The following is a 24,104-nucleotide window of genomic DNA, read 5'->3' as shown; positions in this document are numbered from 1 at the left end:
TGCGCATTATTCACCCAGCCTAATAGTTAAATCATCATAGTTAATTCGCTACGTGCAAAGCAAGGTAAAATACCAGTATTAAAAATCACTAAAAGTCTATGGCAACTATACGTTTACTTCCCGATCAGCTTATTAGCCAAATCGCCGCTGGCGAAGTGGTGGAGCGTCCGGCATCGGCCCTGAAAGAGTTATTGGAAAATAGCTTGGATGCAGGCAGTACTGATATTCAAGTATCGTTGCTGCAAGGCGGTATTAAGCAAATGCGCGTCACCGATAATGGTGCGGGTGTTGCAAAAGAGGATTTGATGTTAGCACTGACGCGCCATGCTACTAGCAAAATCGCAAGCCTGGAAGATTTAGAGTCGGTAGCGAGCTTGGGCTTTCGGGGTGAAGCGTTGGCTAGTATTGCGTCTATTTCCCGCACGCAGCTATTAAGTCGCCAAGTTGGCAGTAAACATGCATGGCGTATCGGTTCTGAAGGCAGTGATATCTCAGCTGTAGAGCCAGCTGCATTGGATGCAGGTACGGTGATTGAAGTGTCTGACTTGTATTTCAATACGCCTGCGCGCCGTAAGTTTTTAAAAACAGAGGCAACTGAGTTTGGGCATTGTGAGGAGATGTTTACGCGTATTGCGTTGTCACGCCCTGATGTTAGCTTGATGTTGCAGCACAATGGGCGCGCGTTAAGTCGTTTTGCTGTTGGTCAGCCTGAGCGCAGATTTTCTGAGGTGTTAGGGAGTGAGTTTGTTGCTGAGTCTATCGCTGTTGATGAGTCTGCTGCCGGCTTGCGTTTATGGGGGATGGCAGCGAAGCCTACCTTTAATCGCAATAGCCGGGACACGCAATACGTCTATGTAAATGGTCGTTTTGTGCGAGATAAAGTGATTGCGCATGCCATCAGGCAAGCGTATCAAGACGTGTTGCACCATGATAGGCATCCTGCTTTTGTGCTGTTTTTAGAGCTGGATCCAAGCTTGGTTGATGTGAATGTGCATCCTGCTAAAACGGAAGTCAGGTTCAGAGATAGTCAGGCTATCCACCGCTTTATCTTTCATTCGCTCCACAAAGCATTGGCGATTCCTACCGGTGTTTCCAATGCGGTCACTGCAAATCAGGCGCAATATAATCCTTTTAGTCCGCAAGTCTCAAATGTGCCCTCTGCTAACGGCGGTATGCTGTACCCAACGCAGCAATCTCAGATCAACTTGAGTGCGCATGAACCGCCGAGTTTTTATCAGTCCTTGTTTGGCAGTAATGTGAATCCGAGTGCGAATGCTACGCCATTGGCAGCAGATTTATTGCCGACTCAAGCTGTCAGCATGGAAGCCATCAATGAATACCCGCTTGGTTTTGCCGTGGGACAAGTGCATGGTGTCTACGTGCTCGCACAAAATAAAGAGGGTTTGGTGGTTGTAGATATGCATGCGGCACATGAGCGCATTATGTATGAGAAGTTAAAAAATGCTCTTGATAGCAAAACCGTACAGATGCAGCCTTTGCTACTGCCAGTCAGTTTTAATGCAGATAAGCTAGAAGTGGCAATAGTGCAGGAAGCCTTGGCTGGTAATCAGGCAACGCTACAGCAACTGGGGTTTGATATCGCAATTCTGTCACCCACCACACTGGCGGTGCGTGCTGTGCCAACAATGCTGCAAGATGCGGATGCCGTGACTTTGGCGCGGGATGTATTGCGTGATTTGCGAGAATATGGCGCGAGTCGAGTACTGACAGAGCGCAGGAACGAGTTGCTAGGCACGATGGCCTGTCACGCTGCTGTACGTGCAAATCGTAGCCTGACTATCCCTGAGATGAATGCTTTGCTGCGTGATATGGAAGCAACCGAACGCTCAGGGCAGTGCAATCATGGCCGCCCGACTTGGTTTCAAGTCAGCATGACGGATTTAGACAAGATGTTTATGCGCGGTAAATAACTGTTCGTTATGATGCCTGCTTGAATGTTGATTCACCACTCAATGTGATTAGCTTTTTCTTTTAAATTTCTTTTCTAGCCAACGCCAAACTAAACTGTTTGGTACTTCTATACCATCAATAATGTAAGTTAGTGTTTTAGTGTTGTTGAGTATAGAAGGCAGCGTGGATTTAGTTGCCGGGCTGCCGCAGAATAGGATTCTATCCCCAGCTTTTAAGCGGGTGTTAGGGTCGGGCACCAAGCTAGGCGTATTGTTGCGTAATAGCAGAATAGGGACTAGCTCCAGTTGCTTCTCCCTATTAGCCGGGTCTTGCATCAGATGCTGCACGTTGACATTTAACCCAGCTTCCATGAGTTCAATGACTGCAGGTGTATTTTTTGTATCAATTCTGATTGCCCAGGTTTCTGGTACGGTTTCGCCCATGGTCATCACTAATTGGCTAATTAGTTTGTTTGCCCAATCGTTAGTTTGGCCGCGCGCTAAACTTAAAAACTGTGCCAGCAAGGGGGAGATCATATGTGCCAAACATTCATGCGCAATAATCTCGGTCGGCTGCATGGTAATGTCTGCGTTAAACTGCTTAAATAGCCGCCCATTGTGGCGTCTGTTTTTACGAATCACCACAAATAATTTGGGATTGAGCTCAAAGGCCGTCATTACAATGGATAGGTTGTTCGTGTCATTATCTGTGCCTGCAACGATACCGACGGCATTGGTGATATCGGCTTCGAGCAGGGTTTTTGCCTCGGTCCCACTCCCTACAATGCAGTAATCGCAGCCTGTCATTTCTGGCATGGCTTCAATAATTGTCGTGGTAATCTGCTCACGCTCCAGGTTTTCTACGACAGATTTCCCAAAGCGGCCGTAACCACAGACTACCCATCTGCCTTTTGGCGGGTTTTCTGGTGGTGGTAGTGTGTCTCCAGGCACGCCTGTCAGCCATTCATGCAGCAGATAGGTGCCTAGTGCATGCACGCGCATCGCCAATTGGTCACCAAACAGTGTGTAGGGGTTGATGATGTGGTCGGTGCCGAAAGACGCCATGTTGGCAGCAATGTCATCGCGCTCCGCACGCGCAATCACCAGCAGGTCTGGGTTCATGAGTTTGACAGCAACCGCCACTGCTAGGTTAACATTGTCGTCATCTGTTAGGGCAATTACGCCACTGCATAGCGGATGGAGTACGCCTGCTCTTTCCAGGTTTTCTGGCAATATCGCATCTGCACATAGATAAGGGATGATGTTTCTGGTATCTATCAGCTCCAGTTCATTGAGCCGTTCTTGCTGCGGTTCAATCACAACTACGCGCATGCCTTTTTCATCCAATGCTTTAGCGAGCAGGTTGGATGACTGCCCATAACTGCAAAGTATGTAAAATGGTTCTTGCAGCTGGCGTACCTTATTGGCAAAGCGCTCTGTGGTCACCGCTTGGCGTAATCCAGTATCTTGCAGCAAGGTGATAATTTTACCGACAGCGTAAAACCAAGGAATTACTGTCAGATAAATTGAGAAGGTTAACCATAAGCGCTGTGCTTTGCTGTAAGCGTAAGGTATTTCCCCAAAGCCTATGGTAGTTGCCGTATAGCTGATGACGTATAGCGCGTCAAAAATACTCATTTTCCAAGGGTGGCCTTGGTCGTCCTGCCCTGGCATCAGGGTTAAGCCTAAAATGGCGATCGCAAAGCTAACGATAATCAGTATCAGCGGGCGCCTTAATCGACGAAGTATCAGAAACAGTATGCTATCCATGCTGATCAACTTGGCGTGGCAAGTGCCTAGCGTTTTTGGCTGATGGTTTCAGAAATTAGCAGTACAACTGAGATGATGTTAGCCATGAGTGCGCCGCCAGATAGTGAAACGATGTACACCGTTAAGCTGGCTTCGTCATAAGAGCCATTGAGCGCTGCCCATAAAATGGCCGCTGCAATCAGCTGTAAATCAGCGGCTAAACTGGTGGACAACAAAATTGCGCCTACATGGGTGCGATCACCAAATTTCAGCACAGTTGCAATCAAGCTTACGATAATCGCTGCGTACAGCTCATAAACATGATGGTGGCTGGCGTTATCAATGTCGCCAATAAAGAATCCAAAATTCAGTGTCATTGCCAAGACGATGAAAAAACCAAAAACAACTTTTTCTAAATTCATGGATAATCCTAATCAACAAAATGAAGTGCGAATATATGGCTTAATCTGTAGCGAAAATCGTATGTTTACAGCAAACTAACGCTAAGCAATATTATACAGCTTTCATTTGTTATTGATTGTAAGAAGTAAGGCCCCGAAAGGGTCGTTATGATTTTCATCGGCAAGTATCCAGCCTTAGGATAGCGCCTTAAGTTTAAGAATGTATTGAATGAATCTAACCACACTACCACCCGCTATTTTTGTTATGGGACCAACCGCAAGCGGTAAAACCGACTTGGCCGTGAGTTTGTATAAAAAACTACCAATTGAACTGATTAGTGTGGACTCTGCCTTGGTTTACCAGGACATGGATATTGGTACGGCCAAACCCAGCGCTGAGGTGCTAGCGCAAGCACCGCACGCCTTGATTGATATTATTCCGCCTACTGAAGTTTATTCTGCGGCGCATTTTAGAAGCGACACGCTTAAGTTAATGGCTGATATTACAGCGCGAGGCAAGATTCCATTGTTAGTAGGCGGTACCATGCTTTATTTCAAGGCGCTAGAAGAGGGCTTAAGTCAGTTGCCGGAGGCCGACCCTGCAATCAGGCAGCAAATTGAACAAGAAGCGTCAGAGCTGGGGTGGCCAGCCATGCATGCCAAGCTGGCGTTGGTGGATGCTGAAAGTGCCGCACGCTTGCAGCCCAATGATGTACAAAGGATAGAGCGTGCGTTAGAGGTTTACCGCATTACAGGCCAATCGATGACTGCCTTACACCAAGCAAATAGTGGTGATGCTTTACCGTACCGTTTGCTTAAAATTGCCTTAGTGCCAAGTGACCGTAAGGTGCTACATGCGCGAATCGCAATAAGGTTTGAGCAAATGTTGGCTGATGGTTTTGTGAATGAAGTCAAAGCATTGGTCAGTCAGTATCCTGCGTTAACGTCAGATAGTACCTCCATGCGCTGCGTGGGCTATCGTCAGGCTTTAGAGTATTTGGCAGGAGAGTATGATGAGGCTGAGCTACACGACAGAGGAATTTTTGCGACTAGGCAGCTGGCAAAGCGTCAGCTGACTTGGCTGCGCAGTATGCAAGGTCTGCAGCAAGTGGATTGTCTGGATCCGCATATGCAGGAAAACGTGTTCAATACTGTCGCCGCGTTTATTAAAGAACCAATGATTAAAGGATTATCATGAAAAACTTTATTAAAGAAAACTTGGTTTTAGTTGTCGGTCTTACCTTTCCATTATTGCTGATTCTCATTTTCTTTGCCTCGACGGTGGTACCCAAGCTGATGAGTACGCCGCCGCAATATGAAGTGTTATTTACTACCAGGTCGTATGACTATCAAAATACAACGGACTACAGGCTGGATTTTGCAGTTAAAAATCAGAAGTTGACAGTTAAAGTAAAGAAACATGACAGTAAAGATGTCAATTATGATTTAAAACGGCTGATGGCTTACGATGCCAAGACGGATACGGTACGTGAGATTGCCGTCGATATGTCGCAGGTGCTTGCTTCAGCAACAGATGGCGTTGCTGTGTTGCATGAAACTGAAAATATGCTGATTGATACGGCAATTGTTTCACCAGATGGTTATACCTTAGATGGCCCTAGTTATGGCGGGGGTGGTTTAATGGGTGGACTGTTTGGTGGTGGTAATAGGGATAGTGGCTTTCGGTTAAAGAAAGGCAATATTGGTTACAAGATTCCACATACTCAGCAACATTACTACTATAACCAAGTGCAATTTATCGGATGGGTCATCAAAAAATAAGGAGTCGTTATGTCGCTCAAAGATGATGCTTTACAGGATATTGTTGCATTAGCGCAACATAATCAGATCACGTTGGCAGAAATTGCACAGGCGCTTGCTGCAGCCTCAGCACAGCCTAATGTTGCGCCCGCTAGTGTGCTTTCCAAGCTGTTTGGCTATGTAGGCGGAATCTTTGTATTTGCAGGGATTGGTGTTTTCATTTCAATGTATTGGGATGATTTCGGTTCTGCATCACGTGTGATTATTACACTAGGCTCTGGCCTGGTGGCCTTTGTGATGGGGTTGGTGTGCCTGAGCGACCAAAAGTACGAGCGTGTTGCAACGCCGTTGTTTTTAATGGCGTCTGTATTGCAGCCCACCGGTATTATGGTGATGCTGCAGGAGTACTCGTCAGGCGGTGATGTGCGTCATGGTTTGTTGTTTATGGCCGCTTATATGCTGGTGCAACAGGGAGCCACGTTTTGGGCAAAGCAGCGCACAGTATTAGCGTTCAGTGCGCTGCTGTTTGGCTGCATCTTTTTTGCCAATTTATTCGATATCTGGGATGTTGATGAAAAGCTCATCGGCATCGTTATTGGCAGTTCATTACTGTGCATCGCCTATGCTATGCAGCAGTCCAAACACATGGCGATTGCCCCATTCTGGTATTTTGTTGGTGCGGTGTTGCTATTGTGGTCAGTATTTGAATCGGTAGAGAACAGCTTATTAGAGCCTGTGTATCTTGGCGCTACCGCTTTTATCATCTTTCTAAGTACTTACGTGCGCAGTAGAACGCTATTACTGGTAGGTACGCTGGCGATGCTAATTTACATTGGTTACTACACGGCTGAACATTTTGCCAACACTGTGGGTTGGCCGATTGCTTTGGTGATTATTGGTATTGCCCTGATAGGCTTGAGTGCACTTGCTGTACGCTTAAATAATCAATACATTAAATAGCTTGCAAGTGTGAAGCGAATAGCCGCATGGTTAATCTGTATGGCTAGGTTGTTTAGTGCAGATTAACCATGCTGGTGCCACTTAGAAATGGGCGTTGATTCGTTGCGCGGCTTCGATACACTCTTCGTAAGAGGCAACTAACGCTATACGGATAAAGTTTTCCCCCGGATTCACGCCGTGCGCCTCACGTGCTAATAGGCTACCTGGAAGCACTGTAATATTGAGGTCTCGGTATAGCTTTACTGCAAACTCTGTATCAGAGATGTTGGCGTCTTTAATTTTTGCCCATAGATAAAATGCAGCATCTGGTACGGCTACCTCCAATACATTACTTAGCAGTGGTGTGACATCTTTAAATTTTGCCGCGTAGAGCCTGCGGTTTTCAATGACATGTGCTTCATCATTCCATGCGGCAATAGAGGCCGCCTGTACGGCTGGGTTCATCGCACAACCGTGGTATGTGCGGTAGAGCGTAAATGATTCAATAATTTTCTCATCGCCAGCAACAAAACCTGAGCGCATGCCGGGTACGTTAGAGCGCTTGGAAAGTGAACTGAACACAACCAGATTTTTATAGTCTCTACCCAGTAGATGCGCAGCTTTTAATGCACCTAGTGGCGGCGATGCCTCATCAAAGTAGATTTCTGAGTAGCATTCGTCTGCGGCAATCACAAAGCCGTATTGGTCTGATAAGCTAAAAATAGTGCGCCATTGCTCTAGGCTCATGACCTTGCCGGAAGGGTTGCCCGGGCTGCAAATGTAGACCAATTGTGTGCGTGCCAATACATCAGCAGGTACACTTGAAAAATCCATCACATGGTTATAGTTTGGATCTTGATGTGGCAACGTATTTAAAAAGTAGGGAGTTGCACCAGCTAAAAATGCAGCGCCTTCGTAAATCTGATAAAACGGATTGGGCGAAATCACGATAGGATCAGGTTTAGTTTGATCAATAATTACCTGAGCAAAGGCAAACAATGCTTCGCGGCTGCCGGTTACTGGCAAAATCGCTTTTTCAGGATTAAGTGCCGGCACTTGATAGCGACGTGAAATCCAATCGGAAATCGTGCTTCTTAGCTCAATAGAGCCTATAGTCGTGGGATAATTAGCTAAACCACTTAAGTGATTGACTAAGGCGTCTTTAATTAATGATGGCGTTTCATGTTTGGGCTCGCCAATAGATAGGTTGATTGGCTTAAAAGCTGCATTTGGCGTAATACCTTTAAATAGATCGCGCAGACGTTGAAACGGATAGGGCTGTAATAAATTTAGATTTGGATTCATAAGGTAACATTATAGTGAGCAACGCCAATAATAAAAACTTTTTTGCAGTATTTGGCCTACTTTTTGGCGCATTTTGCTGGGGCATTATTTGGTATCCATATCGCTTAATGTCCGAGGCCGGTGTGTCTGGAGTAGCCTCCAGCTTTTATACCTACGCGCTTGCCATTATCTTTGCCAGCGTTTTATTAGGTAAGCATTGGCGGGGTGCTACCAAGCTGCCATTAAGCATTGTGTGGCTAGGCGTGGTTGCCGGCTGGACAAATCTGAGCTACGTACTGGCGATTATTGATGGCGAGGTGATGCGGGTGATGCTGTTGTTTTACTTGTCACCAATTTGGACCTTAATTCTTGCCCATTTTTGGTTAAAAGAAAAAACTCGCCTCACTGGTTATATTGCAATAGTGGCTTCCATGGTTGGCGCCTTTATTATGCTGTATGACGTTAAATTCGGTGGCTTGCCGTTACCGAGAAATATGCCAGAGTGGTTGGCGCTATCTTCTGGCATTGGCTTTTCATTAACTAATGTGATTACGAGAAAGTCTAGCCATTTAACTTTGGTGGCTAAGTCTTATGCGATTTGGATTGGCGTCATGACGGTTGCGCTGTTATTTGTGCCGATTATGCAAACTAGCATTCCAAGCCCGACGGTATTTACCTTAACCGAGTGGGCCGTGTTGTCATTAATTGCCTTGCTGTTAATCGCGGCAACTTTTTTTGTACAGTATGGGGTGGCCAAAATTGAGGCAACACGGGCATCGGTGTTGTTTTTATTTGAACTGGTGGTGGCTGCTATCGCTTCTTATTACTTAGCACATGAAACCATGGCGCTAAATGAGTGGCTGGGCGGAAGCCTGATTGTGATTGCGGCAATATTTGCGGCGATTCAGCATCAGGATGCTACCTAACCAGCTAAACTGGTGATGGCTGCTTTGCGGTGTATCGTGGGTGGGGTGGTGTGATGAAAAATGGCAGGGCAGTGGTTGGCTTAGGATGTTTAGCTTTCAATCTGATTTAGTAAAAGCTGCTCAAATTGTTGTTCGGGCAGTGGCTTGCTGTAATAGTAACCCTGCAATTGGTCGCAATCTATAGACTTCAGGTAATCATATTGATACTGTGTTTCTACACCTTCAGCAATCACTGCTATGCCCAAGCTTTTACCCAATACGACAATCGCTTTTAAGATTGCTTTGTTTTTAGGGTCTTCCTCTATGCTACTGACAAAAACTTTATCGATTTTTAATCGATCAATCGGAAAGTCTTTTAAATAGGCCAAACTTGAGTAACCCGTACCAAAGTCATCAATCGCCAGTTTTACACCAATTTTCTTGAGCGAGTGTAATGTTTCTATAAACTTTGATGAGTCATCGATCAGTGTGTTTTCGGTAATTTCGAGCTCTAGATAGCTAGGGTCTAACTGGGTAACTGCTAAGATTTTTTTGATGGTGTTGGCTAAGTTAGATTGCCTGAATTGTCTGGGTGATACATTGACTGCGATAGGAACATATTGGCCAGTTTTCTGCTGCAGAGCTTTGGCTTTGTAGCAAGCTGTAGCGATTACCCATTCACCTATAGTTTCAATTAAGCCAGTCTCTTCTGCAATGGTAATAAATTTTAGGGGGGATATCAGGTCTTGCCCTTCGGGTTGCCATCGAATCAAGGCTTCGGCACCACATACTTTGCCGGTTGTGAAATCCACTTTAGGCTGGTAATGCAATATGAACTCTTCAAGTTCAATGGCTTGGCGCAGGTTGTATTCTAACGTGACGCGTTCGGTGAGTGCCGCATTCAGTGCGTGTGTGTAAATCTGGAAGTTATTCCTACCAGCTTTTTTTGCTTTATACATTGCCGTATCGGCATTGCGCAGTAATACATTGGCATCCAAGCCATCATCTGGATAGATGCTGACGCCAATGCTGCAAGTGACTAAGTAATCCAGATTGTTAATGGTCAATGGAACGGCAACCGCTTCAAGTACCCGATTCATGCTCAGGAAAATATCATTGCTGTCATCAATGTTGGTGAGCAGGATAACAAACTCATCGCCACCTAGCCTGACTACGGTATCAATCTCACGTACCGCACTGGTCAGTCTTTTGGCCATGATGACGAGCAGTTGGTCGCCAACCTCATGCCCCATACTGTCGTTAATCAGTTTGAACTGGTCTAAATCTAAAAATGCCACCGCCATTTTGTTTTTATAGCGATTAGCAAAATTTATGCACAACTGTAGTCTGTCGTTGAGCATGTTACGGTTTGGTAAACCGGTTAGGCTATCATGCATAGCCTGATATTCAAGTTTTTCTTCGTAACTCTTGCGGGCGGTGATGTCTTCAACCGTGCCTTCATAATAGAGAATGTTTCCGGACTCATCATTGACGACGCGCGCATTTTCAGAGATCCAGATCGTACTTTTATCTTTTCGGTAAACTAATGACTCAAATTTTTCTACGCTGTCGTTTTCTTTTAGTAGTTGTACAAATTCTTCACGGCGCCCCGGTTTTACATAGAGCTGTTCTTGTATATTGTTGAATGCGTGGATAAGTTCTGGTGGTGAACTATAACCATACATGCGTGCAAGCGATTGATTAACAATTAAATAATGCCCATCTGCGGTGGTTTGGAAAATGCCTTCCAGTGTATTTTCAAAGATGGAACGGTATTTAAGTTCTGCAGCCAGCAGTGATTGTTCAATATCTTTGCGTTTTGCAATGTTCTGGATATAGCCCTCTAGGGCGATGACGATGCCTGCATCGTTATAAATTGGGTTGCCACGTTCCAATACCCAGATCAAACGCCCATCTGCATGGTTAATGCGGTATTCAACTTCGTAGCGGTTACCTTCTGTGAGCGCGTTCTTGATGGTTTCACGCACCATCTCTCTATCTTCTTCAAACGTCATCACTTCATAAGAAATGTATTTGTTATGAAGCAAATCGTCAGGAGCGTAGCCAGTCAGTTCTTTGCAGCCATTACTTACAAACACCATGGTCCAGTCTTTGTCATACAAGCAGCAATACAGCATCCCTTCAAGGTTATGCATCAGTGCATCATGCATATGCTTATCATTCTTAAATGCGACCATGGGTGCCCCAGATTGATGTGGTGAAGTAGCTAGTTTCATTGAGTATTTGTCGTAGCAAAATTAGTGCTTTGCCTGAATAAGCATTAACTGTGCCATCTTCTATTAGATGTTGGACTAAATGCGTAGTCATGCAAACGCCGCTTTTTGACAGGATGGTCTTGATAATGCTGACTAACGCTTAATTTAATGCACCAATTTGATGCACCTATAAAGTGCGCGATATCACGTTTTGCACCATATTGAGTTTAATAGCCAATGCAGTCAGTAGCTAGTGTTTCTATACGTATTCAACCCGGATGGATGGGTATTGCCGGTTGGCTTGTATTTTGCTTCATTAGTAAACATGCAACGGTGCATAAAATAAATATCATAATGATGTGAGTAAATAATGAATCAGATTTCTTCGTTTCAAATCGATAATTACCTGCCATTTATGCGCGACGTGGTGCGTTGTGAGCAGTCGTTACATGAGTTAAATTTAATGTGGAGAATTATTGAGTCTTCAGCAAAAATGAACTGCCCAGTCGAGGCAAAGAGCATACTGCCAACGATGGCTGCGACTCGTGCCGGGTTTAACCGTCTGGAGAAAGAACTGGTACTAAGCCTAGTGCAGGAGAAGGTAGCCACCGTGTTTAACGAGATTGGCACTAAGGCTAAATATGTGATTGATATCTTGGTGCGTAACCTTTATGAACGTACAGCAGATGTTGGGTTTTTAGCCACAGATCGCGAGTTATGTGGTTTTGTGGCAGGGCTGGGCGGTAGCGTGGATGATATACGTTTACGTTTGCGCGCCTACCGAAGCAAATATACCGTGTATGACGAAATTATTTTGCTCGATGTTTCTGGCAACGTTTTGGTGCAGATTAACCAGGAAACACCAATTGAGGGCAGTTTGGACCCGCTGATTCATGAAACATTGCACTCAGAAGATTATGTAGAAACTTATCGTCATACTGATTTACGTCCCAATAAAGATAAAGCGCTGATTTACTCTAAGCGCATGCTGCACCCTGAAACTGGTGCGGTAATTGGCATTTTATGTTTGTGCTTTAATTTTGTAGAGGAAATGGCCGGGATTTTTCACTCTCATCGAGACCCTAGCATGCGTTCGGTGATGTTGTTGCTAGACCAAAATCAGCATGTGATAGAAACCAGCGATGCACGCTGGGTGCCAGTGGGCGCGGTGGTGCCGGTGAATCATGATGCTAAATCAAGCTTAATGATCTATGGCGGGCGTGAGTACTTGGTTGCTACGTTTAAAGCTAACGGCTACCAAGGTTATATGGGGCCAAAAGGATGGCAGGGGCAGGTGATGACACCGGTGGATATTGCATTTACCGGTAAAGAGACTAGCGCATTAAAATCGCTGGACGCCAAAGTTGCCAGAGGTTTGCTATCACATGCACAGTCTTTCTGCCCACCACTTTATGAAGTGATGACCGCTGCTTCTACTATACGCAGAGTGGTGTGGAATGGTCAGGTCATGACCGTTGGCCAAAGCGGAGAGTTGTTTAAACTAAAAACCATCTTAGACCAGATTAGTGAGACCGGAACGCGCAGTAATGAGCTATTTGCACAATCTATCAATGATCTGTACGAGACTGTGCTTGCTTCAAGATTGCAGGATTCTGAATTTTTATCACATTTGCTGGTGGATTTATTAGACCGTAACTTATATGAACGTTCTGATGATTGCCGCTGGTGGGCGGTGACACCGGAGCTGAGAGTTGCACTGGCTTCAGGGCGTATCGATGCTGCCAGTGTGTCGCGTATTACAGAGATATTGAACTATATTAATCAGCTCTATACCGTCTACACACGTATTTTTGTTTACGATAAACAAGGCGTTATTATCGCCAGCACCAACCCCATCGATGAAAAAGGCTCTATCATCGGCACCACTGTGGACGATGCTACCTTAGATGGTGTGCTGTCTTTATATAATGAACAACAATATTATGTTTCTCCTTTTGAGGCGAGCTCACTTTACAGTGATAGCCCAACCTATATCTACCATGCTGCCATTATGGCGCCGGATGGTACGGATGTGGTGGGCGGGATTGGTATTGTGTTTGATGCCACGCCTGAATTTAATGCCATGTTGCTGGGGGGGATTGCAGGAAGTGAGTCGATTAAGGCTTTTTACATAGATAGGCAAGCTAAAATTATTTCCAGCACTGACCCTAGTCGCCCAGTGGGTTCTACCTTAGATATTGACCCAGACTTACTGAGTATGCCTAATGGTAAAAGTGCCTCCCGTATCGTAATCCGTGATGGGCATTATTGTATTCTTGGGTGCAGTGTATCTAACGGTTATCGTGAGTTTAAAGTTTCAGATGGCTATAAAGAGGACGTGATTGCTGTGGTGTATGATGCATTTGGTGAAGTACGCAACCATTTTAGCTCTGGCAATGATTCTGCTTCGATTATTCATAGCTCTGCTATTCAGTCATCTGATCCTGAGTTTGCGACCTTCTTTGTGGATGAAACACTATTTGCGCTGCAAGCTGAGATTGTTTTAGAGGCATTGCCGGCATCAGAGATTTCTTCGGTATCTATCGGCAGCCGTTCCGAGCGAGTAGGGGTGGTTTCCGTCCAGCATGAGACTAAAGGGTCACATTACGTTTGGGTGTACGATCTTAGCTACCTGTTAAGCGGTGTGCCTTCAGTGGTGGATAGTAATAGTCAGGTGATTGTCATTATGTGCGGCGAGCATAAGGTTGGCTTACTCGTTGGTGCTCTGCATTCTGTTGCACAGTTTAGTGAAGACCAAATTAGCACAACACCGTTAGCAAATGACAAAAGAGGGAACCTAATTAAATGGATTATCAAAGCCAATGAGGGGAATCTGTTCATTCAATGCGTGGATGTGGACTTCTTATTAAGAATGTTGACGAATCCGTTTGATCCAGTGAAGCAACAATAGAATCAGCGAGTTTATTACACGGCGTAATCCCTATCCGATGTAGGGCAGGGGTTACGTCATACTTAAGCACCTATGATGGTGCTAGGCTAACCAGAAACCACTGTGTTCTGTGGCTTGAAGTCTGTTTAACGAACGATAAAAGATGTCTCTATATTAGAGATTCCCATATCTTAAATACCTAGTCCACCACCGCCATTGCGAGTACCCTCTGCGGCAAAACGTATTTTTAACGATAAGTCATTACGCGAGTCAGCATAAGACAAGGCGTTTTCTTCGTCTATTTTGTCGTTTGAGTATAGTTTGAATAGAGATTGGTCAAAGGTATGCATGCCAATATCGGTATTCTCGGACATGATCTCTTTAATTTCCCCCATTTTTTGTTTTTGGATTAGCTCGCTCATGTAAGGTGTGTTAATCATCACCTCCGTAGCGGCAACACGCTTACTTTGCTTACCTGGGATTAAACGCTGCGATATGATGCTGACCAGATTCATGGAAATGCCCAGTAACAAACCATTCCTGCCATCTTCTGGGAAGAAGGAGATAATACGTTCTAGCGCTTGGTTAGCATTGTTGGCGTGTAATGTCGCTAAACATAAATGTCCGGTTTCTGCATAAGCTAGCGCGTTTTTCATACCGTCCATGTCGCGTACTTCACCAATCAGAATCACATCAGGTGCCTGACGCATTGCATTTTTAAGACCGTTCTCGAATGACAGTGTATCGATACCGATTTCACGTTGGTCCACGACTGATTTTTTATGCGGGTGAATAAACTCGATAGGATCTTCTAGCGTCAGAATATGGCCATTACTAGTTTCGTTGCGGTAATCAATCATGGATGCCAGTGTGGTTGATTTACCTGAGCCAGTGGCACCTACCACTAAAATCAGCCCGCGTTTGCGCGAGATTAAATCCTTGAGTACCGGTGGTAGGCCTAAGCTCTCTAATGATGGGATATCAGTTTTGATATGCCGAATCACCATCCCAACTTCACCGCGCTGTCTGAACACATTAACGCGGAAGCGACCAATATCTTTTTTGCCTAGGGCAAAGTTGCATTCTAACGTTGATTCAAACTCTTTGATTTGATCTGCGCTCATGAGTGAGTAAGCAATTTCTTTAATCATACCAGGCTGCATGACTTGAGCGTTGATAGGGGTAGTTTCCCCTTCAACCTCTATATGAATACTGGCACCTGAGCTAAAAAATAAATCTGAACCACCTTTGTCCAGCATAAATTTCAATACGGGGGTGATGTCGATTGCTGCCATGGTTGTATCCTGAACGTTTTTTTAATGTATTGTTTTTATCATTTAGCGCAGTTGCACATGAATGACTTTAGCATAATTTTAATCGAACTCATTAGCTTGTTGTGCTGCTTTATGATGCTTGCCAATTACCGTTATATACTATGGTGCGTCATCATGGCACGATAGCTTTCTTCTAGCGATTGTGCAAACTTAGCCGTGTCAAATAAAGGCGATGTCATATTCTCTGCGCGTAGCTTTTCTTTGATACTCGTGAGATTGTTTTTATTCTGTATGAGGCTCATGGCTATGCTTTCATATTCGTCCAGCGAGTAGCTGATGAGTTGTGCTAAACCTGCTGCTTGCAATAAACTGCCTGCAACACGCGATGCAAATGTATCGCCTACACATGTTAATACTGGCACACCCATCCATAAGGCATCACTGCATGTGGTATGTGCATTGTAGGGTTGAGTATCCAAGAATAGATCAGCATGCACGTGTCTTGCAAGGTGATCTGCGATGGTGACTCTAGGAGCAAAAATAATGCGCTCTGCCTCTACGCCTCTGACTTTAGCTTCACGTAATAAGTTTTGTTTGGCCCAGGGGTTGCAGTCTAGCAACCACAGCACGCTTTTTGGTTCTGCTGCGAGCAGACGCATCCACACACTAAAAACATCGGGCGTGATTTTGAATGACTGATTAAAGCTGCAGAACACAAAGGCATCTTCGGGTAGCTTACATGCTTCGCGTGTTGGTGTTTTGCCTACAGGGCGCTTACGGTCATTCGGTTGGTAGCTGTGCGGCAGTAATGCCAGCTTCTCTGCATAATGCTGAGCGGATGTAGGTGGAGTAATAAAACTATCAGTTAACAGGTAGTCAAATAGTGGCGTGCTTGGCTCATTGTTGTGATGAAGGTCACCCATCGTGCCTGGAAACCCAAGCCAGTTAACGTTGATTTTGGCCGGCCGTAGCGCTGCTATACCGCTGCGGCTAGTTTGCGTAAAACCAGTTAAGTCCACCAAAATATCAATACCATGACTGTGTATTTTCTTTGCGGCATCTATTTCAGATAGTGAGCGAATATCATGGAACAGATGAAATGCTTTTTCCAGCCGTATTCTTGCGTTGGTTTTGTCATTGGTGCCATAAGAAAAAGCGTGAATTTCAAATTGGTTTTTATCATGCAGTTCAATCAATTCACTAATCAGAAAAGCCAGTGGATGTAATCTGAAGTCTGCAGATAGATACGCGACCTTTATTTTTTTGTTAGGGGTGGCCGGTTGTGCAAAGTGTAGTTGTTTACCATGCTGAATGAGCTGTCTGTAGCGATTGTTGGCCCAATTAGTGGCGCAGACTTTTTGCTCTGCTGCGGTAGTGGTAGGCATTGCCAAGAAAGCAAAAGGCGATATTTGCGCACTTGGCTCATGCATGACCCATTGGCGTATCTGTTGAATATCCTCGCCAAGCCCCTGCCAGTCACACATATGTTGCTTTTGGTGAACCAGATGCACTTTTGCATGGTGTAGCTCGGGGTTGAGTGTGAGCGCTGTCTGATAACTTGCTACGGCTAAATCTAACTGGCCTAACTCGCGCTGTACGTTACCTAAGTTGTTATGCGTATCGGCATCGCTAGGTGCTAACTGAATGGCTTTTTGGTATTGCTTGACGGCTTCATTTGGTTTGCCTAGTTCGCGTTGGGCATTGCCTAAGTTGTACAGCAATGCTGCATCTTGCGGGCTAAATAGCAATGCCTCCTGAAAGCAAGCTTCCGCCTGAGTGAAATTACCAAGCAGATGTGCTTGATTGCCTAGTATCGATAAGCAGTGACAAAGTGCTTCACGTACATCGTCAGCTTTTGGCCTTACTCTTAGTACACGGCGGTAGTAGCCTGCTGCCTCTTCAAACCGGTTCGCTGCCAGCAGTGTGTTGCCAAGGTTCAGTTGTACGTCTAAATCTTTAGGCTGTAGCAAAATCGCCTGCTGGAAACTCTTGATACTGGCATCCATATTGCCAGAAGCACGCAATGCTAATCCGTAATGGTTTAAGTAGTCTACCTCTTTGGGGTTGATGGCTAAAGCTTGCTCAAGTTGCGTCACTGCAAGCGTATTGCGATTGGTTTGATAATACACAAGGCCAAGCATGTGGTGTGCGTCCGCTAGCTTGGGTTGCGTAGCGAGCACCTGCTGGTAGAGTGCTTCTGCCTCTGCGAACTGACCTGCACGATGATATTGAACTGCTGTTAGATACTGAGATTGCGCCATGAGCTCATTTTAACCCGAAATTTTATGCGCAGAGGCTATCGTTTTTGCTAATTGCTTTAAACCCATTTCACGTAATAAGAAGCGATTAGGGTTGAGTAGGCAAGTTAGTTCAGGGCGTAAAGGTAAATGCTCATGATGAATCATGCTTGCTAGAACCTCCGCACATAGCGGTGCACTGGTAAAGCCCTTACTGCCATGGGCAACATTGATATATAAGCCGGATACCCACGGCAATGCAGTGGATGGCGCACTTGGTCTTACAGGCTTTTCTTTTAATGAAGCGCTATCAATAAGCTCCCCCACCAAAGGCCAGTAATCACTGGTGGTGCAGCGGTAAGACACGCGCCCGCCTATGATATTGGATTGCAAGTCTTGATATAACGGTGCGGAGATGTTGCTGAGTTTATTGAGGTTGGCAACATGGTCTTGCTGTGTAGGCGTTAAATCCAGCGAGACACTCGATGGTGTATCGATATTAGCAAAAGAAGCACCTAAACAATGTGTTTGTTCTGAACCAGCAGACGGACTTATATAGCCATCGCTACAAAGTATGGTGCTAATGCCACGGCTGATGGTGGTAGAGTTAAGCACGCTGACCTGACCACGCACTGCCTTGGTGTGTAGTGGTAGGTTAGGCAGTAACTGCTGCGCATCGTTAGCATTGGCAATAATCAGCACCTGTGCAGTTGCAAGTAATTGCTTATGATTGTAAACCTCAAAACCATGTGCTTCTTTGCTAAATCTACTCACTTGCTGTGTATTCAGCACGGTAATATTGGGGTGGCGTGTTAAATGCTGACATAGGCGTTGTGGATGCACCCAGCCTGCTGTTGGAAAGTACAAGGCATCATGCTCAATCGGTATGCCGGCAATACTGCTTGCTTCATGTTGTGGTACATACCTGAGTATGCTGGCAGGATGGTTTTGCGCCGCAACCTTCTGAATGCGGGCGAGCTCCCTGACATTAAAGCCAAGTTGCAGCATTCCGCACATAGCAAAATCAGCGTCAGGCAGGTTGAGCGATTGATAAAATGCCAAGCTATAGAGATAGCTATCAAGCGCAAATTGGCTGCTTAAATCATCGCCGCTCAAACGTGGGTATAGCATTGCAAGCGGATTGCCCGATGCCTCACTGGCAACTGTTGCATTACGCTCTATCAGTGTGACTTTAACACCACGTTTTGCTAATGCATAAGCGCTACTGCAGCCGGCAATGCCTGCCCCGATTACGATTGCGGTGCTAACCATTGTGCATGCCTATAAACTCACCACACAGCATTTCACGCTTTTTACCAAAACCGGGGCGCTTGCTGACTTTAAAGCCTGCTGCGATTAAACCTCGTCTCACATCGCCTGCGCTAGTAAAGGTGGCAAAGGTGGTGGATGCTTGGGCATGTTTTGCCATCTCGCAAAATAATCCGGCATGCCACATTTCTGGATTTTTGGCGGGAGAGAACCCATCTAAGAAGCATGCATCTGCCATGTTGGTGATGCGTGCTAATCGCTCTGTAGCATCCCCAATATGGACAGATAATTGAACCCTATTGTCATAAAGGCTAATCGTTTCCTGATCCATTAAGGCATTGTATTGATGCAATAGCGGGGTGCTTAATGCAGTGAGTTGGGGCCATAATGCTAACGCAACGGAGATGTCATTTAACATCAGTGGGTATTTTTCTACACTGATAAAATGCAATATCGCATGTTCTGGCGCGTGCGCCAGCCAAAGTTTAGCTGCACATAAGAAGTTTAGCCCTGTGCCAAACCCAGTTTCAATAATGGTGAATTGTGTTAAATCAGGGTGTTGCCAACGTACTGGTAGATCATTGCCTTGCAAAAATACATATTCGGTTTCTAGTAAACCATTGTCACTAGAAAAATAAACATCTTGAAACTCTGTGCTGTAAGGTAAGCCATCTCGCCATGCTAATTTTCTTGGGTTGGCGTTTGTTTCATCTAGCAATGTTGTGTCGTCGCGCTTTAACATGGTTTCAGTATCAAATAAGATCGTGGCTGGCAAAGCGATAGGCTAAGCCGAGTCGATTTTAAACGATAAAATCATTTGTTAGCTGACCAGCAACTTAAATCTTCTTTAATTCATTATTTAGGCACGTTACCAGCTCTGATGGCGCCTCTTCTGTTGCTTGGTTTTGCTAACAGTAAGTGAACATCACCTAGCGCACGTTCTATAAAGCCACCTTCACAGTAGCATAGGTAGAACTCCCACATTTTAATAAACTCATCTGAGTAGCCTAGGGCACGTACTTGTTGGAGGTGATGAAAAAAGTTTTCACGCCATATCCTCAGGGTAGTTGCGTAGTGAATACCAATATCTTCTAGGTCAACCAAGCGCATATCGCTCATCTTTGTAATGCTATTGAGCATTGCTGTATTGGAGGGAATGCATGAGCCAGGAAATATATAGCGTTGAATAAAGTCTACAGAAGATTTAGCCGACTCATAACGCTGGTCTGTAATTGTGATGGCCTGAATCAATGCAAGCCCATCAGGCTTGAGTAATGCACTTAGTTTTGCAAAATAAGTATCATAAAACTGGTGTCCAACGGCTTCTATCATTTCAATCGAGACCAATTTATCAAATTGACCATCTAAATGACGGTAATCCTCAAGTAATAATGTGATTTTATCGCTGAGACCTGCAGTTTCTACTAACTGTTTTGCCAATGTATATTGTTGCTTGGATATGGTGGTGGTCGTTACATGGCAACCATAATGCCTAGCCGCGTAAATCGCAAAACCACCCCAGCCGGTACCAATTTCTACTACCTGGTCTGTAGGCTTTAAATCGAGTTTATCGCAGATGACTTTTAGCTTTAACTCAGAAGCCTCTTGCAGTGTTTTGGTATCACTATTAAACATCGCGCTGGAGTACATCATGGTGGGGTCTAAAAAGAGTTGAAACATCTCGTTGCCCAAATCGTAATGAGCCGCAATATTTTTACGGCTTCCCTCAGTAGTGTTGCTATTTAGCCAATGTAGCACTTTCAGAATAGGCTTGGTAAGCCACTGATAGCCACCTTCTAGTGCGTCCATGACAGACTGGTTGATACACATCATCCTGATTAACGCAGTGAGGTGGTCTGTAGTCCAATAACCTAGCATATAGGCCTCTCCCGCACCGATACTACCGCCAAATGCAATTTCCCCATAAAAGCGGCTGTCATGAATATGGATAACCGCATTCAGTTCAGACGATGGTTGACCAAAGATGTGTTTGTCATCGCCGTCAATCAGCGTTAACTGACCAGTATGCAGATGGTTTAGTCGTTCAAGAATTTTATGTTTTGCTAAATCTTCAACCCATTTTGCACGATTCTTTTTGCGCAGATTCCGAGTTAGCTGTTCTTGTGCTGCAGTAGGTGTCATCATCATGGCGGTATGTCGATCAGGGTTTGGTTGTAGGGGTAGGGTGTGAGTAAAACGGTACTTTTTTGAGCCATAGTTTTAAAGCATTCCAGTAAATAGCCAGCAGGACTTTAAACGTCATGAACGGGTATTTTAGTAATGCTGCATAGAGAGAGGCGTTGTTAATTTCACTACGCTTAAGTGAAAGCGTTGCGTTAAATACTTCCCGGCTATCTTGCATGTTTTTCATGTGGGTATGCAGACTCTGCTCCCCTAATTTAAATGCCCATTCATAGTCAATACTCATTGGCATAAAGGGTGATACATGAAATTGTTTACTAAACCTAAAGACAGCACTAGTGGCGTTATCATTAAGTTTGACTGAGGGATTTTTGGAGAAATCATGCACATAAGCAAAGGTTTCGCTCCAAGGTGTGTTGGTAATATGGCTAACCATTGCTTGTAACGTGTTCCCATCCTCTTCAAAGCAATAATAGAACGTTACAGGGTTAAAGCAATAACCAAAATAACGCATATTGGTAAGCATGCAGATAGGACCACGAGGCTTTTGACCTGTTGACCGCTCAATCAATTGGCTAACTTCATCTTTTAGCGGTTTTTTGCAATCGCCAAAGTAGTCTGCACGTCTAAACCATGCAATATTGCTAGACGCATAAGACCATAACAGGTTGGAGTGAAACAGGGTCGGCAACTCATCAAGATTGAGAAACATCATAAATACTTGATAGCGAAACTGATGCGGCTTGGGCTCTATGCGTTGGTGTGAGACCCAACCCCGATAAATCGCGCTGTTGGATAATTTATTTTGATGCATTTTGGTACTGCTCAAAATGTTTAAGTGCTTCCAATGCACTGACTACACCGTCTTCATGAAAACCGTTACGCCAATAAGCACCAGCGTAAGCCGTGCGATTAACGCCGCTAATTTCGTGATGTCTTGCCTGAGCTGTTGCGCCTGCTAAAGTATATAGTGGGTGCATGTAGCTAAGACGTTTAATCACTTTGTCAGGATTAATGTCGTGCGTGTGATTTAGTGTCACTAATAGCGGCTCTGCAGATTCCAGGTTTTGTAAAATGTTCATGTTGTAGGTCACGGCAACTTTGTTGGAGGGTGGTGTAGTGACATGGTAGTTCCATGCAGCCCAAGCTAGCTTCTTCTTTGGTAAGAGCTTGGTGTCATGGTGTAAAAAGATGGTGTTTTCTTGATATGGAATCGCCCCCAGAATTTCTGTCTCAGCGTCTGTTTTATCTTTTAATAAATGAAGCACTTGGTCGCTGTGGCATGCGAAAAATACAAAATCGAACTTTTCTTCTTCCCCATTTACTGGTTTGATGCGTACAGATTGTTTAAGGCGACGCACGCTTGCAATCCGTGTATTTAATCTCACTTTATGTTGGAAAGGCGCTGTGAGTGCTTGTACATAGCTGGCCGACCCGCCTTTAATCGTGCGCCATTCTGGCCTGTTATTCACGGATAGCATGCCATGATGGTGAAAAAATCTTACAAAAAATCTGGCAGGAAATGCAAGCATCTGCTTGGCATCGGTTGACCAAATAGCGGCGCCCATTGGCACGATATAGTGGTTTATAAATTGCTGGCTGTAGTTGCCTTGCGTTAAGTAATCACCTAGCTTTATTTCATTGCCATCTTCAAGTAGTGCCAGTGAAGCCTGGTTAAAGCGCAAAATATCTCGAATCATGCGGTGAAATGAAGGCTTAAATAGGTTAAGTCTTTGTGCAAATAGGCTATTTAGGCTGGTACCGTTGTACTCTAGGCCTGTTTTTTCACACCGCACACTAAAGCTCATGCTGCTAGGTTGCCATGCCACATTGAGTTCGTTCAACAGGTTGATAAAGTTTGGATACGTGCGGTCATTAAATACAATAAAACCGGTGTCTACATTAAATGTTTTGCCCTCATGTTGTATCTGGTGTGTGTGGGTGTGGCCGCCAATATGGCTTTCAGCCTCAAATACGGTGATGTCGTGTGTTGCATGCAGATGATGCGCTATCGTATTACCCGCAATCCCACTTCCAATAATCGCAATTTTCAAACTTAAATCTTTCAAATATATTAAAACAAAAAGTCATCCTGATTACTGTTGTCTATCCCCCAGTGACTATATGGGCAATGTGACTTCTAGCGTTTATCTAACCTGGATTTAAGCTACCGGATTCAGGTTTGATTTTACGGGACTCTCTAATTGATATTGGCACTGTACGTAAATCCCAAATGAGGCCACACATTGCCAGCAACTTTAACCCGTAATAAGTTAAATCGACTTCCCACCAGTAAAAGCCTTGTTTGGCAGAGCCTGGGTAATGGTGGTGATTGTTATGCCAGCCTTCGCCCAGTGTAGCTAAAGCAATCCAAAAATTATTTCTGCTTTGATCTGTAGTGGCATAGCGACGTTGACCCCATACGTGAGCGAGTGAGTTAACGGTAAACGTTGCGTGGTAAAGCACTACTGTGGAAATGGCAAACCCCCAAACCAGTAATTGCAGACCGTTGGTATTAAGTGCTGGGTAGTGGCCTCCGAGCCAATCCCCTAGCATATAAATGCTGATGGCTAACAGTATTGGAACGATGGCATCAAAACGATCTAAAAAACGGAGCTCTGCAAATTTAGAGAGTTCCTTAATGTTCTCTGTATGCGCTGTGAAGTGTTTTGATGATAGAAACCATCCAAAATGGCTCCATAAAAAACCATGTTGAACAGGGGAGTGTGCGTCCTCGGTTTCATCCGAATATAAATGATGGTGACGGTGATGAGATGCCCACCAGATAGGGCCGCGTTGCACTGCTGTAGCCCCAATTAAGGCTAATATGAATTGGAAAACTCGGCTGGTACGAAATGCCCTGTGTGAAAAGTAGCGATGATAAAACGCGGTAATCGCGAACATTCTTATCAAATAAAGTGCAACAGCAAACCCTAATGCAAACCAGCTAAACCCGACAAAAACCACAGCAAAGCATGCGAGGTGTATCAAGGTAAATGGCACTACGCGCAGCCAATCTATGCTATGCCATTGATTTTCTGAAATATCAGCATAGCCATTAAGGTTGACTGCATGATTATCAAACCATGAAAGCAATTTATTAAACATAATGGTTATACAATTCTCG

The 24,104-nt window shown here is 44.8% G+C and carries 18 protein-coding genes; 6 read left to right on the top strand and 12 right to left on the bottom strand.

Annotated features, from left to right (window positions below; translation table 11 throughout):
• Positions 1-98 precede the first annotated feature (98 nt).
• A complete protein-coding gene (gene mutL, locus C3Y98_RS07125) occupies positions 99-1,931 on the top strand; it encodes a DNA mismatch repair endonuclease MutL (protein WP_135277609.1) in 1,833 nt (610 codons plus the stop codon).
• Between the two features lie 48 nt (positions 1,932-1,979).
• Here mutL and C3Y98_RS07120 read toward each other — a convergent pair whose 3' ends face one another.
• Together C3Y98_RS07120 and C3Y98_RS07115 are read right to left on the bottom strand one after the other, a co-directional pair.
• Entirely contained in the window at positions 1,980-3,680 is a 1,701-nt protein-coding gene (locus C3Y98_RS07120; protein ID WP_135277607.1) for a potassium channel family protein, read from the bottom strand.
• Positions 3,681-3,706: 26 nt separating this feature from the next.
• Positions 3,707-4,081 carry a DUF6394 family protein gene (locus C3Y98_RS07115; RefSeq protein WP_135277605.1) on the bottom strand — a complete coding sequence of 125 codons (375 nt, stop codon included), beginning with the start codon at positions 4,079-4,081 and terminating at the stop codon, positions 3,707-3,709.
• A 208-nt stretch (positions 4,082-4,289) separates the two neighbouring features.
• On the opposite strand from C3Y98_RS07115, the gene miaA reads away from it, so the two are divergent.
• Genes miaA through C3Y98_RS07100 form a run of 3 tightly spaced genes read left to right on the top strand, consistent with a single transcriptional unit; the run spans position 4,290 to position 6,781 of the window.
• Positions 4,290-5,258, top strand: coding sequence for a tRNA (adenosine(37)-N6)-dimethylallyltransferase MiaA (gene miaA, locus C3Y98_RS07110; protein ID WP_135277603.1), 969 nt, complete (start codon positions 4,290-4,292; stop codon positions 5,256-5,258).
• Positions 5,255-5,842 (top strand): hypothetical protein, encoded by a 588-nt coding sequence (locus C3Y98_RS07105; RefSeq protein ID WP_135277601.1) that lies wholly within the window; start codon positions 5,255-5,257, stop codon positions 5,840-5,842. Before miaA ends, C3Y98_RS07105 begins: the two co-directional genes overlap by 4 nt.
• Positions 5,843-5,851: 9 nt before the next feature.
• Entirely contained in the window at positions 5,852-6,781 is a 930-nt protein-coding gene (locus C3Y98_RS07100; RefSeq protein ID WP_135277599.1) for a DUF2157 domain-containing protein, read from the top strand.
• Positions 6,782-6,862: 81 nt separating this feature from the next.
• On the opposite strand, the gene dapC is transcribed toward C3Y98_RS07100, so the two are convergent.
• Complete coding sequence (gene dapC, locus C3Y98_RS07095) at positions 6,863-8,065, bottom strand: succinyldiaminopimelate transaminase (protein ID WP_135277597.1); 1,203 nt, start codon at positions 8,063-8,065, stop codon at positions 6,863-6,865.
• 14 nt (positions 8,066-8,079) lie between these two features.
• Between dapC and C3Y98_RS07090 the strand changes: the two genes are divergently transcribed.
• A complete protein-coding gene (locus tag C3Y98_RS07090; RefSeq protein WP_135277595.1) occupies positions 8,080-8,970 on the top strand; it encodes a DMT family transporter in 891 nt (296 codons plus the stop codon).
• Between the two features lie 89 nt (positions 8,971-9,059).
• Here the strand turns inward: C3Y98_RS07090 and C3Y98_RS07085 are convergent, their stop codons facing one another.
• Positions 9,060-11,186, bottom strand: a complete 2,127-nt coding sequence (locus tag C3Y98_RS07085) for a bifunctional diguanylate cyclase/phosphodiesterase (protein ID WP_245234336.1) — start codon at positions 11,184-11,186, stop codon at positions 9,060-9,062.
• Positions 11,187-11,535: 349 nt separating this feature from the next.
• On the opposite strand from C3Y98_RS07085, the gene C3Y98_RS07080 reads away from it, so the two are divergent.
• Positions 11,536-14,076, top strand: a complete 2,541-nt coding sequence (locus tag C3Y98_RS07080) for a chemotaxis protein CheW (protein WP_135277593.1) — start codon at positions 11,536-11,538, stop codon at positions 14,074-14,076.
• Between the two features lie 170 nt (positions 14,077-14,246).
• On the opposite strand, the gene C3Y98_RS07075 is transcribed toward C3Y98_RS07080, so the two are convergent.
• The 8 genes from C3Y98_RS07075 to C3Y98_RS07040 all read right to left on the bottom strand — a co-directional run bounded on the left by C3Y98_RS07075 (position 14,247) and on the right by C3Y98_RS07040 (position 24,085).
• Entirely contained in the window at positions 14,247-15,350 is a 1,104-nt protein-coding gene (locus C3Y98_RS07075) for a PilT/PilU family type 4a pilus ATPase (RefSeq protein ID WP_135277591.1), read from the bottom strand.
• 131 nt (positions 15,351-15,481) lie between these two features.
• Positions 15,482-17,590: an O-linked N-acetylglucosamine transferase family protein gene (locus C3Y98_RS07070; RefSeq protein ID WP_135277589.1), complete on the bottom strand. Its 2,109-nt coding sequence runs from the start codon at positions 17,588-17,590 to the stop codon at positions 15,482-15,484.
• A 9-nt stretch (positions 17,591-17,599) separates the two neighbouring features.
• Positions 17,600-18,838, bottom strand: coding sequence for an FAD-dependent 5-carboxymethylaminomethyl-2-thiouridine(34) oxidoreductase MnmC1 (mnmC1, locus tag C3Y98_RS07065; RefSeq protein ID WP_135277587.1), 1,239 nt, complete (start codon positions 18,836-18,838; stop codon positions 17,600-17,602).
• Positions 18,831-19,610, bottom strand: coding sequence for a tRNA (5-methylaminomethyl-2-thiouridine)(34)-methyltransferase MnmC2 (gene mnmC2, locus C3Y98_RS07060; protein WP_245234335.1), 780 nt, complete (start codon positions 19,608-19,610; stop codon positions 18,831-18,833). Before mnmC2 ends, mnmC1 begins: the two co-directional genes overlap by 8 nt.
• A gap of 80 nt (positions 19,611-19,690) precedes the next feature.
• Complete coding sequence (locus C3Y98_RS07055; protein ID WP_135277777.1) at positions 19,691-20,980, bottom strand: SAM-dependent methyltransferase; 1,290 nt, start codon at positions 20,978-20,980, stop codon at positions 19,691-19,693.
• A 16-nt stretch (positions 20,981-20,996) separates the two neighbouring features.
• Positions 20,997-21,791: a DUF1365 domain-containing protein gene (locus tag C3Y98_RS07050; protein WP_135277585.1), complete on the bottom strand. Its 795-nt coding sequence runs from the start codon at positions 21,789-21,791 to the stop codon at positions 20,997-20,999.
• Positions 21,778-23,031 carry an NAD(P)/FAD-dependent oxidoreductase gene (locus C3Y98_RS07045; protein WP_135277583.1) on the bottom strand — a complete coding sequence of 418 codons (1,254 nt, stop codon included), beginning with the start codon at positions 23,029-23,031 and terminating at the stop codon, positions 21,778-21,780. Before C3Y98_RS07045 ends, C3Y98_RS07050 begins: the two co-directional genes overlap by 14 nt.
• A gap of 97 nt (positions 23,032-23,128) precedes the next feature.
• A complete protein-coding gene (locus C3Y98_RS07040; RefSeq protein ID WP_209308761.1) occupies positions 23,129-24,085 on the bottom strand; it encodes an acyl-CoA desaturase in 957 nt (318 codons plus the stop codon).
• Positions 24,086-24,104: the final 19 nt, after the last annotated feature.

The organism is Methylotenera oryzisoli (genome assembly GCF_004661485.1).
GTDB classification, from domain to species: domain Bacteria; phylum Pseudomonadota; class Gammaproteobacteria; order Burkholderiales; family Methylophilaceae; genus Methylotenera; species Methylotenera oryzisoli.
Note: the sequence above shows the minus strand (reverse complement) of the source record. Positions and strands in the feature narration are given on the sequence as shown.